Genomic DNA, 13146 nt, shown 5'->3' on the forward strand with positions numbered 1-13146 from the left:
ATTTCCCCTTTGAATTTAGGAATGATTTAAGAAATTTTCCCTTAATGAAAAAACGTTTCTTCGTAAATCAAATAAACCCTGCAAAAGAGCAGGAAATATTCTTTTAAAATTTAGAATATTTGAAGTTGACACTATTTTTCTAATATTTTATAGTTTTTCTAATAAGAGAACAATAAGCGAATATTTCTGTTAAGGGAGCTGACTTCTGTGCAGGACGTGTATGCATTCATTGAACAAAACAGGGAGATGTACATTCGCTGGCTTCAACAGATTTGCCAACAGCCGAGTGTCGCGGCCCAAAATCGGGGCATGAAAGAAACGGCGGCGATGGTGGAGCAGTTTATCCATCAAATCGGCGGGGATTCAAAGCTGCTGGAAACGTCGGGGTATCCGATCGTGTACGGCGAGTTTGCAGGTGAGAGCGAAAAGGTCTTGTCCTTTTACAATCACTATGACGTGCAGCCGGAAGATCCTCTGGATTTATGGGAGTCTCCTCCTTTTGGCGCTGAAATTCGCGATGGCCGCATGTACGCTCGAGGTGTGGCTGACAACAAAGGAAACCTCATGGCAAGGCTCGCTGCAGTCCATGCCTATACGCAGGTACGGGGAAAGCTGCCGACTCGCGTCAAGTTCATCGTAGAAGGAGAAGAAGAGATCGGAAGCGTGCACCTGGAAGAATTCGTGGAAAAGTATCGCGATCAGATCCAGGCGGACGGCTGCATCTGGGAGTTTGGGTATAAGAATGCAGATGGACGTCCGCAGGTCAGCCTAGGGGTCAAAGGAATGTGCTACGTCGAGCTGGTTTGTCGGGGCGCGAATACAGACCTGCATTCGGCCAATGCGGCGATCATTGAAAACCCCGCCTGGAGATTGCTTTGGGCACTGAATACATTGAAGACACCGGATGAAAAGATTCAAATCAAAGGATTTTACGACAAGGTAGCGACGTTAAATGAACACGACGCCTCGATGCTTGAGCAGATGATTTACAACGAGGAAAGCACATTGGAAAAACTGGGTCTGAAGTAGTTTTTGCTCGATTTGTCGGGGGTCCCTTTAAAAGAAAAGCTAATCTTCCAACCCACGTGTACGGTATGCGGACTGGTATCCGGCTATACCGGCACCGGTTCGAAAACGGTGTTGCCGGCTGAAGCGAGGGTCAAACTGGACTTCCGGCTGGTGCCAGACCAAGATCCTCATGAAATCTTCAACCTTCTGCGCGCGCACCTGGATGAGCACGGGTTCTCCGATATCGTGATGGAAGGATACACGTTGGAGCATCCAGCGCGCACACCTCTGAACAATCCATTGACGCGAGCTGTGGTGAACACGGTAAAAGACGTCTATGGAATGGAGCCGACGATCATGCCGATGTCACCTGGCACAGGGCCCATGTACATCCTCTGCCAAAATCTCGGAATCCCGGCGGTATCGGTAGGCGTAGGCAATTTTGCTTCCAATAATCACGCTCCTAACGAAAATGTCATCATCGAGGACTACATCCAGGGGATCAAGCACATGGCGGCCATATTCGAAGAGTTTGCGAAGGAGGCATAAACGGATGGACCAGATCCCTGTCTTGTACCGCAGCTCCGAAATCCTGTCCAAAGCAAGCTCATTAAAAGAACAGGTAACGGCTTGGAGACGGGATTTTCACCAAAATCCTGAGCTCGGATTCGAGGAAGTGCGCACTTCAGAGCGGGTAGCCAGACATCTGGAGCACATGGGGCTTGAAGTAAGGCGCGGCGTCGGGCGTACGGGAGTCGTGGGCTTGCTGCGCGGTCGGCAGCCCGGCCCGACAATCGGCCTTCGCGCGGATATGGACGCATTGCCCATCCAGGATCAAAAGCAAACGGCGTATCGCTCTACCGTACCGGGCAAGATGCACGCCTGTGGACATGACGCCCATACCAGCATCCTGATGGGGGCAGCCCAATTTCTGTCCCAGCAGGAACGGCCTGAAAAAGGCAACATCGCGTTTGTTTTCCAGCCAGCTGAAGAAGGGCTGGGCGGTGCCAGCGAGATGATCAAGGACGGACTCTTGACTGCGTACAACATCGAGGCGATGGCGGGACTTCACGTCTATCCCGGATTGCCGACAGGACAGATCTCTTGCGTGCGCAACGTGAGCTGTGCCGCTGCTGACCGGATCCGCATCAACATTATCGGGAGAGGCGGCCATGCCGCTCATCCTCATCAGGCGATCGATTCTGTCGCTGTTACGGCGGAAGTGCTCTCCGCCCTCCAGCACATCGCGAGCCGCCAAGTGAATCCACTGGATCCGATCGTCATTACCATCGGCAAAATTCAGGGGGGCATTGCCAGCAATGTCATTGCCCCTGAAGTGGAGCTGCTGGGTACGGTCCGGACATTGAACCCAGCTTTGCGGGAGCAGATGCCCGGCAAGATTGAAGCGGTCGTCAAAGGTGTGACGATGGCACTCGGGGCTTCCTATGAGTTTGACTATCATTTTGGCTATCCTTCCATTGTGAATGATGATCAAATGGTCGATCTGCTCTTGGCAACCTCTGATCAAGTGCTCGGTGCAGGAAAGTACCAGATGGTGACACCCTCCATGGGGGGCGAGGATTTCTCGTACTACACGGAACAAGTGCCGGGCGTATTTTTCCGTTTGGGTGTCGGCAGCGAGGAGAAGCAATCGACATATCCGCTGCACCACCCGATGTTTGACATCGATGAGGATGCGCTTCCCGTCGGCATCGCCATGCTGTCATCGTTCGCCTTGAACTACCTTAACAAGTGAAAAAATGATGGATGCAAGCTGGGAAAGAGAAGAGAGACTGAAAAACGTTAGGGGGCGTACAACATGAAAAAGCGTTTTGCCGGAATCGGGCTTGCCGCCGTGCTGGCTCTGTCTACAGCAATCGTGGGATGCAGCAGTCAGCCGACGACTACGACGGCACCAAAACAGGAGCAGACCTCACAGGGCTCGACTGCTCCTGCTCAGAGTGACAGCGGTGAAAAAGTGCTAACCTTTGCCAGCGGAAATGACATTGTCAGCTTCGACATTCACGACCACAACAACACGTCGACGGAAGCAGTACATGTCAATATGTTCAACTATCTGGTGAAGAAGGACAGGGATCAAAAAGTACAGCCTGATTTAGCCACTTCCTGGGAGATCGTCAATGACAAGACCTGGCGTTTCAAGCTTCGTGAAGGGGTCACCTTCCACAACGGCGATCCGTTTACCGCGGAGGACGTGAAGTTTACCCTGGAGCGGATTGCAAAAGACCAAAAGCTGTTGGAATACGGCAACTACAAGCAGATCAAAGAAGTGAAAATCGTGGATCCGCACACGGTTGAGATCATCACCAACGAATCGGAGCCCGTCCTGTTGAACAGGCTGTCCCGACTTGGTTCCAGTATGCTGCCATCCAAGTACATAAAGGAAAAGGGCTGGGATGAGTTCCTGAAGAATCCGGTTGGAACAGGCCCGTACAAATTCCAGGAATGGAAGCGTGACGACCGTTTGATCCTGGTGAAAAACGAGCAATATTTCGGTGACAAGCCAAAGTGGGACAAGCTCATTTTCAGATCGATTCCAGAGGATGCGACGCGGGTAGCTGAGCTATTGACTGGCGGGGTAGATATCGCGGTGAATATTCCGCCGAGTGATCTTGACCGGATCGAGGGCAACGAAGGCACTCACACGGCAACAGGACCGACTCAGCGCGTCATGCAGCTGACTGTGCGCACGACGCCGGGAACCGTCACGGAAAATCCGAAAGTTCGTGAAGCCATTGACCTCGCAATTGATGAAAAAGCTATCGTGGACAGTATTTTGGCAGGGGGCGGAACGCCGACCCGCACTCGTGTAACACCAGGGAACTTCGGCGCCAATCCTGATCTGTTCGGCAAAGCGCTCTATGATCCGGAACGTGCGAAACAGCTTTTGGCCGAAGCCGGATATCCGAATGGCGTGGACATTACCTTCAGCGCGACAAGCGGTCGTTATTTGAAGGACAAGGAGACTGCCGAGCTGATTCAAGCGATGCTGGGGGAAGTCGGCATCCGTGCAAAGCTGGATCTGCTGGAGTGGAGCAAGTTCAATGAGACGTACAAAGCGAAGAAATTTGGCGAGCTGTTCATGATCGCTTATGCGAACTCCATGTTTGATGCTTCCCTTGCGTTCGACCGCATCACTACCGAACGTGGAAAAGGCGAGACGGACTACAGCAATCCAGAGGTAGACCAGCTGTTGAAGGACGCCGAAAAGAACATGAACCTGGAAGAGCGAGCGAAGCAATATGTAAAAGTGCAGGAAATCATTGCACAGGATCGTCCGCAAATCTACATGTACCAAATGAATGCGAACTATGGTGTGAGCGATAAAATCAATTTTGAGCCTCGACTGGACGAAATGCTGTTCGCGGATGAGATCACCAAGAAATAAGTAAGGAAACGAATAGGTCACGGGAGGAGGTCTCTTCAAGCTGAGGCCTCCTCCTGTCTAAAAAGACTCTTGCGGAGGTGACACCATGAAGCAGTATTTGCTGAAATCACTGCTCCAGATCATTCCCGTCCTGTTTTTGATCTCTGTCATCGTATTCGTGCTCGTGTACTGTACGGGCGACCCGGTTTCCCTGATGCTGGCCGATACCGCAACAGACGAAGACAGGAGAATTTTGATTGCTGCGCTCGGCTTGGATCAGCCTCTGTATGTACAGTACTTCACCTTTATCGGGCACCTGCTCCAAGGAGATTTCGGTAAATCATTCCGTTATGACATGCCTGCTCTGCCGATTGTGATGGAGAGACTCCCTGCAACATTTGAACTGGCGATTGCCGCCATGCTCGTGGCAACCGTGATCTCCATCCCGTTAGGCATTCTTTCCGCCACCAAGCGCAATTCATTTCTCGATGTCCTTTTTTCCGGGAGCTCTGTTTTGGGGAAAGCGATGCCCCATTTTTGGCTGGGGATCATGCTGATCCTGCTGTTTGCGGTGGAGTTGAAAGCCTTGCCGGTATCCGGACGCGGAACATTGGCGCACTTGATCCTGCCTGCCTTTACGCTGGGGACCGGGATCGCGGCCGAAATGACACGTCTGATCCGTTCCAGCATGCTGGAAATATTGAATCAGGATTACATTCGCACCGCACGCAGCAAAGGGCTGTTTGAGTCGATCGTCGTGTACAAGCATGCGCTGCGAAACTCCATGATTCCCGTGGTGACCATCATGGCGCTGCAGACCTCAACCCTGATAGGCGGCACGTTGATTACCGAGACCATTTTCTCCTGGCCGGGAATGGGCCAGTTGATCATCCAGGCAGTCAATACCCGTGACATGGCGATCGTACAGGCTGCCGTGTTTGTCGTCGCTTTTCTCGTCATCATCAGCAATCTGCTGGCAGATATTCTCTACCGTGTCCTCGACCCGCGGATCAAGTACAACTAATCGGAGGTGAGCCTGATGTCTGCATCCTTGGAGACACAATCTCCGCAGCTACAGAGCATAGGCGAGCGAAGGCGGCAAACCGGACAGTTTGGACGCATTGCCCGCATGCTGCTCAAGAGCAAAACCGGCACAATCGGATTGATCATCGTTGTTGCCGTCGTGTTCATGTCGGTCTTCGCCGGTGCTATCGCCCCGCATGACCCGGCCAAAACGCAGGCGGCGAAACGCCTCAAACCGCCAATGTGGATGGAGGGCGGATCCTCAGCCAACCCACTGGGAACGGACAATCTGGGCAGAGACGTGTTGAGTCGGATCATTTACGGATCGCAAGTATCGCTTTTGGTCGGCATCTGCGCCGTCATACTAGCTGGAGCCATCGGGGTCATTCTCGGCTTGGTATCCGGCTATTACGGGGGATGGATCGACAGCATCATCATGCGGACGGTTGATGCTTTTCTGGCGATCCCCAATATTTTGTTCATGCTGGTTATTCTGGCCGTTCTGGGACCCAGCCTCATGACCTTGATCCTCGTCCTGGGTTTTACCAACTGGGTGAAATATGCGCGGATCATTCGCAGCGAGGTGTTGGGGGTAAAAGAGCGGGATTTCGTCAAAGCTGCTCTGACCGTCGGAGCCAGCGACAGGAGAATCATCCTGACGCACATCCTGCCCAACGTCATTTCCTCCTTTATCGTGGTTTCCACGTTGAGCGTAGCCACCACGATCATCGCTGAAGCGTCCCTGAGCTTTCTCGGGCTCGGAATTCAGCCGCCAACCGTTTCATGGGGAGGCATGCTCAGCGACGGAAGGCAATACCTGGCTACGAGCTGGTGGGTAGCTACGTTCCCTGGGATTGCCATCACGATTACCGTGCTGGGAATCATGTTCCTCGGGGACTGGCTGCGTGATGTGCTCGATCCACGGATGAAAGCCAGAAAGTAGGGGGTGGTCAAATGGAAACCAAATTGCTGGAAGTAAGGAACCTGCAAACACACTTTAAAACGGAAGAGGGAGTGGTTCCGTCCGTAAATGGAATTTCCTTTACCGTTGCCAAAGGAGAGACGCTTGCCATCGTCGGGGAGTCGGGCTGCGGCAAAAGTGTTACTTCCCTATCGATCATGGGCTTGATCGCCCCGCCAGGACAGGTGGTGGGCGGTGAGATCCTGCTGGAAGGTCAAAATCTGCTGGCGATGAATAAAAAAGAGCTTCGCAAGCTGCGCGGCAACAAACTGTCGATGATCTTTCAGGAACCAATGACCTCGCTCAATCCGGTTTTCACAGTGGGAAACCAGCTGGGGGAAGTGTTTCGTCTACACCAGAACATGGACAAGCAGCAAGCGCGCGCGAAGAGCATCGAAATGCTCGATACAGTCGGCATTCCGCGAGCGGATAAAGTGGTGGATTCGTTCCCGCATCAGCTATCCGGGGGGATGCGCCAACGTGTGATGATTGCGATGGCCCTGGCATGCAATCCGGCTCTGCTGATTGCAGACGAGCCGACGACTGCCCTCGATGTCACCATTCAGGCGCAGATTTTGGAGCTGTTGAAGAAATTGAATCACGTATACGATACGGGAGTCATTCTGATTACTCACGACCTCGGTGTCGTCGCAGAAATGGCGGATCGAGTGGTCGTCATGTACGCTGGAGAGGTGGTGGAGCAGGCAAACGTGTTCGAATTGTTCGCCAGACCCAGACACCCGTACACCAAAGGCCTGCTTGGCTCGCTGCCCAAGCTCGATGAACAGCTGGAAGAGCTGGAATCCATTCCCGGAGCAGTCCCGAATCCATTGGATATGCCTGGAGGTTGCGCCTTTCATCCACGCTGCCCGATCGCTACCGAGCAATGCCAATCCAAGAAGCCGTCGCTTGTCGAGGTGGCCCAGGACCATCTTGCGCGCTGCTTATATGCGTAAGGAGGGACTGTCTCATGAATCGAGCACAGGAAGCATTGTTAGAGGTGAAAGGGCTGAAAAAGCACTTTCCGTACAAGCAAGGAGTCTTTTCAAAAAAGCTGGGACACGTTCGGGCAGTTGATGGGGTTGACTTTACGGTCTGCAGAGGGGAGACCTTGGGGATCGTAGGGGAGTCGGGCTGCGGCAAGTCCACGACGGGCCAAATGATCCTCCAGCTCCTGGAGCCTACGGAAGGGGAGATCTGGTTCGAGGGAAAGCGCCTGGAAGGCTTGGGGAAAGAGGAAGAAAAGGCGGTTCGGCGGAACATGCAGATGATCTTCCAGGATCCGTACTCCTCGCTCAATCCGAGGATGCGGGTGGAGGATATCGTGGCTGAGCCGCTCCGCGTGCACGGAATGGGACGGGGAACGGAAGTGAGGGAAAAAGTGGTGGAGCTGCTGCGGCTGGTCGGTCTGGACGCCCATCACTTGAATCGTCACCCCCATGAGTTCAGCGGAGGACAGCGACAGCGCATCGGAATCGCGCGAGCCCTCGCTCTTCATCCCAGTCTCATCGTTTGCGATGAGGCAGTCTCGGCCCTTGATGTTTCGATCCAGTCACAAATCTTGAATCTCCTGAAGAAATTGCAAAAGGAGCTTAACCTCACCTATATTTTCATTTCGCATGGGCTGCCCGCGGTCAAGCACATCAGCGATCGGATCGCCGTCATGTACTTGGGCAAGATCGTGGAGATGGCAGAGCGCGACGAGCTGTTTGCCAGACCCATGCATCCGTATACGGAGGCGCTGTTGTCCGCCGTTCCGATTCCGGACCCGACGCAGCGAAAAGAGCGGATCGTTTTGCAAGGAGATTTGCCCAATCCTGCAAATCCGCCGTCAGGTTGCCATTTCCACACACGCTGTCCCTATGCACAGGACTTGTGTCGTCAGACAGCGCCACCGCTGCAGCAACATGCGTCAGGTCATTCGGCAGCCTGTCATTTCCCATTGAATGCGTAGCTATTTCCCCGGTTAAAGAACAGCAGCCTCAGTGGGCAGCTGTTCTTTTCCGCATTTTAGGAAGGCGAGCGGCTGGTATCAGGCAGGTCCACTCAAAAATACGCTCACGTGCAAGCCCTCGCATCAGGTGCCTTCCGCCCACGGCCATTTTGTCGAGAAAAACTCTATCCGCATTCTTGCAGCGATACTCTTCGGTTTATATCAAACCGGACAGAGAGCATACAGGGACTGGAATCATACGCGTCTGGAAAAAAAGCGGCCGCTATTCCTTTGTAAGGGTAAAAGGAAAGAATTGGTCTCGCTCTGGGAGTGTGCAGCGGATCGGGTCAATCATGAGGTTCCTTCGAATATGCTTTTCTATCGGTTAAAGGACAAATCGTACTTTCATTATATTCGCAGACTGGCTCGCACGTATAAAAAGCGAAAGTAAATAACCATTTCCCGAGGATGCAGGCTGAAAAGGGATTCACTTCCAAGAAAAGAATCGCTACCAAACAAGTTAGCCTATATAATGAAAATGATTATCATGGGTGGTGTCCCTGAAAGAGAGGAGCTCTGGACATGCTTCGTCGTTTTTTTTCCTATTATCAACCTTACAAAGGATTATTTCTGCTTGATTTTACATGTGCGATCCTCGCTGCTTTGCTGGAGCTGGGATTTCCGCTCGCGGTCAACATGGTTGTGGACCAGTTGCTGCCGAGCAAAGACTGGCCATTGATCCTATGGGCATGTTTTGGACTTCTCGTGATGTACATCCTCAATGCAGGGATGAACTACGTGGTCACGTACTGGGGACACATGCTAGGGATCAATATTGAGACAGACATGCGAAAAAAACTGTACGACCACATTCAAAAGCTTTCCTTCCGCTTTTTTGACAACACGAAGACGGGCCATCTTCTATCCAGATTGACGAACGATTTGATGGAAATAGGCGAGGTCGCACACCATGGACCGGAAGACCTGTTCATCGCCGTCATGACATTGGTCGGCGCATTCTGCCTGATGTTCAGCATCAATGAAGAAATGGCCATCATGACATTCCTGGTAATCCCAATCATGATCTGGGCGGTCATTTACTTCAACCGGAAAATGACGGCGGCGTTTCATCGAATGTACGGTGACATGGCTGAGTTTAATGCTCGGGTGGAAGACAATGTCGGCGGGATTCGTGTCGTCCAAGCTTTCGCAAATGAAGAATTCGAAAATGGCCGCTTTGCTGAAAATAATCTCCGCTTTCGGCTTACCAAGCTTTTGTCCTACAAAATCATGGCTCAAAACTCTTCGGTAAGCTATATGATGATGCGTCTTGTGACGTTGTTTGTCTTGATTTGCGGAAGCTGGTTTGTCCTGCAAAACCAATTGACTTATGGAGAATTCGTCGCTTTCCTGCTTTTGACGAACGTCTTCTTCCGTCCGATGGAAAAAATCAACGCGATCATCGAAAGCTATCCAAAAGGGATTGCAGGTTTCCGCCGCTATGTAGAAATATTGGATACCGTACCGGATATTGCTGACGCTCCGGGTGCCATTGCGGTAGAAAAGCTGCGGGGAGATATCGAATATCAGGGTGTGACATTCAGCTATGACCGTGAATCGAACATTTTGCAGCACATAGATTTGAAAATTCGGGCTGGAGAGACCATTGCATTTGTGGGACCTTCCGGTGCTGGAAAAACCACGCTTTGCAGCCTGCTGCCGCGTTTTTATGAAATCGACAGTGGAAGCATTACGATCGACGGCTTCGATATTCGCCACATCAAGCTGTCGTCATTGCGCAGCCAAATCGGGATTGTTCAACAGGATGTATTCCTTTTTTCGGGGACGATCCGCGAGAATATCACCTACGGGAACCAAACGGCGACGGAAGAGGAGATCTGGGATGCTGCGCGGAGAGCGAAACTGGAGGACTTCATAAAGGCGCAGCAGGATGGGCTGGAGACGATAATCGGGGAGAGGGGCGTCAAGCTGTCCGGGGGGCAAAAACAGCGGCTGGCGATTGCGCGCATGTTCTTGAAAAACCCACCGATTCTCATTTTGGATGAAGCGACTTCTGCTCTGGATACGGAAACAGAACAGGCCATTCAGCAGTCACTGGCAGAGCTGTCCTATGGACGTACCACGCTGGTCATCGCCCACCGTTTGGCCACGATTAAAAACGCGGACCGCATCATGGTCGTCACAGAAGAGGGCATTGCGGAACAAGGCAGCCACGACGAGCTGCTGATGCAGGGGGGAATCTACAGCCGATTGTATCAGGCCCAATTCGGTACCTACGCTGAACAGACGGCTTTCTCTAGGTAATAACATATCATGAGCGGCTCGGACAATTGGTCGAGCCGTTTTCATTTTGAATGGACAAGGGCAGAGTTATGGTGTCATCGAAAAACTGGACAGGCCATCAGTCATCTTATAAAGTAAATAGGAGACCCGAATTACCAAAATTAAGAATTTTTTATATGTCGAATGCAACTTAGATCGGAGGAAGTGATGAGTATGCAGCCTTGGTACCGAATGAATGAGGTAACAGAACCGGATGAATGGGAAAGCAGCCTATTGAGTGCTCTCATACGTCACGAGCTATTCCTCCACTATCAACCTATGGTCGACTTGAAGTCCGGAAAAGTAACGGGAGCAGAAGCCCTGCTGCGCTGGAATCATCCAGAAAAAGGCGTGCTGCTGCCGAAAGACTTTTTTACCTGTGCAGAAAAAGGGGGAGCACTCTCTTCGGTTGAAGAGTGGATTTTGCATACGGCTTGCAAGCAAAACAAGCAATGGCAAGATCAAGGTCTTCCACCTTTCGTAGTCTCGGTCAATATTTCCGCATTCCCTTTGCTTCATGGAGATCTCGTACGGGCGGTTGAACAAGCGCTGCTGGACAGCGGGCTAGAACCGAAATATTTGGAATTGGAAATTACCGAAAAGATGGCGATGGATGCAGTCCGCACGATTGATATTCTGTTTCAGCTCAAGCGAATCGGTATCTCAATCAGTGTGGATGATTTCGGAAAAGGATACAGCTCCCTGAACTACCTAAAGCGTTTTCCGATCGATAAGCTGAAAATTGACCAATCGTTCGTGGAGCAATGCTTGGAGGATGAAAAAGAGGAGTCGGTCGTGAAGACGATCATCGGAATGGCAAAAAATCTGCGCCTCCAAGTCGTAGCAGAAGGGGTAGAGACGAGGGAGCAGCTTTTGTTTCTCCAGCAAAATCTGTGTGATGCTGCGCAAGGGCACTTGATATGCAGGCCAATTTCAGCTGGGGAACTGACAGATCATTTTTCGCGCGTACAGGAGATTGTGCCAGCGATCGGGATGGGGCCGGATCAGATCAAGCAGCTCTGGAAAAAGGAGGTCCACTCCCAAGCGCGGATCGAACTGAGTGAAGCGTTGAAGAATCAACAGGGAATGACGTTCAAGTTTACAAAGATAGATGAACGGTATATCCATACACTGTGCGAAGGCGAGCTTATGTACAGGATGGGGCTGAATGCCGAGCAAGTTTTGGGCAGGGAACTGTCCGCGTTTTTGGATTCTGCCGAGGCAGAGAGAAAAACGAGTTTCTATGAACGTGCATGGAACGGAGAAGAAAACGTCAACTACGAAGGCTGCGTGAACGGCGTCTATTATCTGGCAGCGCTGCGCCCCATTTACCAGAGCGGAAAAGTCAAAGAAGTACTGGCTTCCTGTGTGGATATTACCGATTTGAAAAAAACGGTAGAAGCGCTGCGAGCGAGCGAAGCAAAATACCGTCTGATTGCAGAAAACATGTCGGATATCATTGTTGTGCTCAATCGAGCGGGGAGCATCACCTACACGTCACCGGCTGTTACAACGGTTTTGGGTGTCCTGCCTGAGGAGCTGCAGGATCGGCAAATGCTGCAGTTCATCCTCCCCAAAGAGAAAGAAAAGGTACAGCACGCCGTGCAGAAGATGATGGAGGAAAAGCTTCCCACGCAACTCACGTTTTCCAGTGTGCATCGAAATGGCACCGACGTCATTCTCGAAGCAAAAGGCACTCCGGTGATTGACAATCAAGGCGAGGTCCAGCAAATCATCCTGATCATCCGAAATATCACCGCGCAAGTCCATGCAGAGGAGTTTTTGCGGAAGATCGACAAGCTGGCAGCGGTTGGACACCTGGCGGCAGGAGTGGCTCATGAAATCAGAAATCCGGTGACTTCCATAAAAGGCTTCGTCCAGCTCTTGAGACATGATCAAGGAAAGCAGGAATATTTTGATATCATGCTGGCTGAGTTTCAGCAGTTGGAGAACATTCTGCGTGAATTTGTGTTTTTGACCCAACAGCGTTCAGCTATCTATGAGAGGGTAGCCATTGGGAAGATGCTGGAAGACGCGATAGCACCTTTGCGGGAATCATGCACGAACCATACGTTCAAACTCCATCCCGGAACAGCACTAGACCTGCAAATCTGGTGCGACCCAAGCCAAATTCGCCAGCTTTTTGACAATCTGCTGTCCAATTCAGTCAATGCCATGCCAAACGGGGGGACTGTTCACATCAAAGTGATCCCGGAAGAACACGACAAGGTGAAGATTCAGATCGTGGATCAGGGCTGTGGCATGTCTGAAGAGCGGATCAAACGGCTCGGGGAACCCTTTTACAGCACAAAGGAGAAAGGGACTGGTTTGGGACTCATGATCAGCTACAAGATCATGGAGTATCACGGAGGCTATCTCCATTTTACCAGCGAGCCCGAGAAAGGCACTACAGTAGAAGTGGTTTTTCCATTGGAAAAGGTCCGATCAGCTACTTGATCGGACCTTTGTTATACAGAGAAACTCAGCTTT

General features: G+C 51.6%; 11 protein-coding genes. All 11 read left to right on the plus strand.

Annotated features, from left to right (window positions below):
- Positions 1-207 precede the first annotated feature (207 nt).
- The 11 genes from JNE38_RS30655 (at position 208) to JNE38_RS13735 (ending at position 13113) form a co-directional block, all read left to right on the plus strand.
- Positions 208-1029: a M20/M25/M40 family metallo-hydrolase gene (locus tag JNE38_RS30655; RefSeq protein ID WP_238933650.1), complete on the plus strand. Its 822-nt coding sequence runs from the start codon at positions 208-210 to the stop codon at positions 1027-1029.
- Between the two features lie 3 nt (positions 1030-1032).
- Positions 1033-1557 carry a M20/M25/M40 family metallo-hydrolase gene (locus JNE38_RS30660; protein ID WP_238933651.1) on the plus strand — a complete coding sequence of 175 codons (525 nt, stop codon included), beginning with the start codon at positions 1033-1035 and terminating at the stop codon, positions 1555-1557.
- Between the two features lie 4 nt (positions 1558-1561).
- The gene (locus JNE38_RS13700) at positions 1562-2764 is read left to right on the plus strand and encodes a M20 metallopeptidase family protein (protein WP_203357045.1); all 1203 of its coding nucleotides are present in this window, start codon (positions 1562-1564) and stop codon (positions 2762-2764) included.
- A gap of 63 nt (positions 2765-2827) precedes the next feature.
- Positions 2828-4417 (plus strand): ABC transporter substrate-binding protein, encoded by a 1590-nt coding sequence (locus tag JNE38_RS13705; protein WP_203357046.1) that lies wholly within the window; start codon positions 2828-2830, stop codon positions 4415-4417.
- A gap of 85 nt (positions 4418-4502) precedes the next feature.
- A complete protein-coding gene (locus JNE38_RS13710; RefSeq protein ID WP_203357047.1) occupies positions 4503-5420 on the plus strand; it encodes an ABC transporter permease in 918 nt (305 codons plus the stop codon).
- Between the two features lie 15 nt (positions 5421-5435).
- Positions 5436-6362, plus strand: coding sequence for an ABC transporter permease (locus tag JNE38_RS13715; RefSeq protein WP_203357048.1), 927 nt, complete (start codon positions 5436-5438; stop codon positions 6360-6362).
- Positions 6363-6373: 11 nt separating this feature from the next.
- Entirely contained in the window at positions 6374-7336 is a 963-nt protein-coding gene (locus tag JNE38_RS13720) for an ABC transporter ATP-binding protein (RefSeq protein ID WP_203357049.1), read from the plus strand.
- Positions 7337-7350: 14 nt separating this feature from the next.
- Entirely contained in the window at positions 7351-8334 is a 984-nt protein-coding gene (locus tag JNE38_RS13725; RefSeq protein ID WP_203357050.1) for an ABC transporter ATP-binding protein, read from the plus strand.
- Complete coding sequence (locus tag JNE38_RS31165; protein WP_428993703.1) at positions 8256-8702, plus strand: YheC/YheD family protein; 447 nt, start codon at positions 8256-8258, stop codon at positions 8700-8702. Before JNE38_RS13725 ends, JNE38_RS31165 begins: the two co-directional genes overlap by 79 nt.
- A gap of 193 nt (positions 8703-8895) precedes the next feature.
- The gene (locus JNE38_RS13730; protein ID WP_203357051.1) at positions 8896-10638 is read left to right on the plus strand and encodes an ABC transporter ATP-binding protein; all 1743 of its coding nucleotides are present in this window, start codon (positions 8896-8898) and stop codon (positions 10636-10638) included.
- Positions 10639-10824: 186 nt separating this feature from the next.
- The gene (locus JNE38_RS13735; RefSeq protein WP_238933652.1) at positions 10825-13113 is read left to right on the plus strand and encodes an EAL domain-containing protein; all 2289 of its coding nucleotides are present in this window, start codon (positions 10825-10827) and stop codon (positions 13111-13113) included.
- The last annotated feature ends 33 nt before the right edge of the window (positions 13114-13146 follow it).

It is taken from the genome of Brevibacillus choshinensis, assembly GCF_016811915.1.
GTDB classification, from domain to species: Bacteria; Bacillota; Bacilli; order Brevibacillales; family Brevibacillaceae; genus Brevibacillus; species Brevibacillus choshinensis_A.

Excerpts from the sequence above, each read along its gene's own strand:
- JNE38_RS13700 (WP_203357045.1), top strand. The coding sequence starts at position 1,562 with ATGGACCAGATCCCTGTCTTGTACCGCAGCTCCGAAATCCTGTCCAAA.
- JNE38_RS13705 (WP_203357046.1), top strand. The coding sequence starts at position 2,828 with ATGAAAAAGCGTTTTGCCGGAATCGGGCTTGCCGCCGTGCTGGCTCTG.
- JNE38_RS13710 (WP_203357047.1), top strand. The coding sequence starts at position 4,503 with ATGAAGCAGTATTTGCTGAAATCACTGCTCCAGATCATTCCCGTCCTG.
- JNE38_RS13715 (WP_203357048.1), top strand. The coding sequence starts at position 5,436 with ATGTCTGCATCCTTGGAGACACAATCTCCGCAGCTACAGAGCATAGGC.
- JNE38_RS13720 (WP_203357049.1), top strand. The coding sequence starts at position 6,374 with ATGGAAACCAAATTGCTGGAAGTAAGGAACCTGCAAACACACTTTAAA.
- JNE38_RS13725 (WP_203357050.1), top strand. The coding sequence starts at position 7,351 with ATGAATCGAGCACAGGAAGCATTGTTAGAGGTGAAAGGGCTGAAAAAG.
- JNE38_RS13730 (WP_203357051.1), top strand. The coding sequence starts at position 8,896 with ATGCTTCGTCGTTTTTTTTCCTATTATCAACCTTACAAAGGATTATTT.
- JNE38_RS13735 (WP_238933652.1), top strand. The coding sequence starts at position 10,825 with ATGAGTATGCAGCCTTGGTACCGAATGAATGAGGTAACAGAACCGGAT.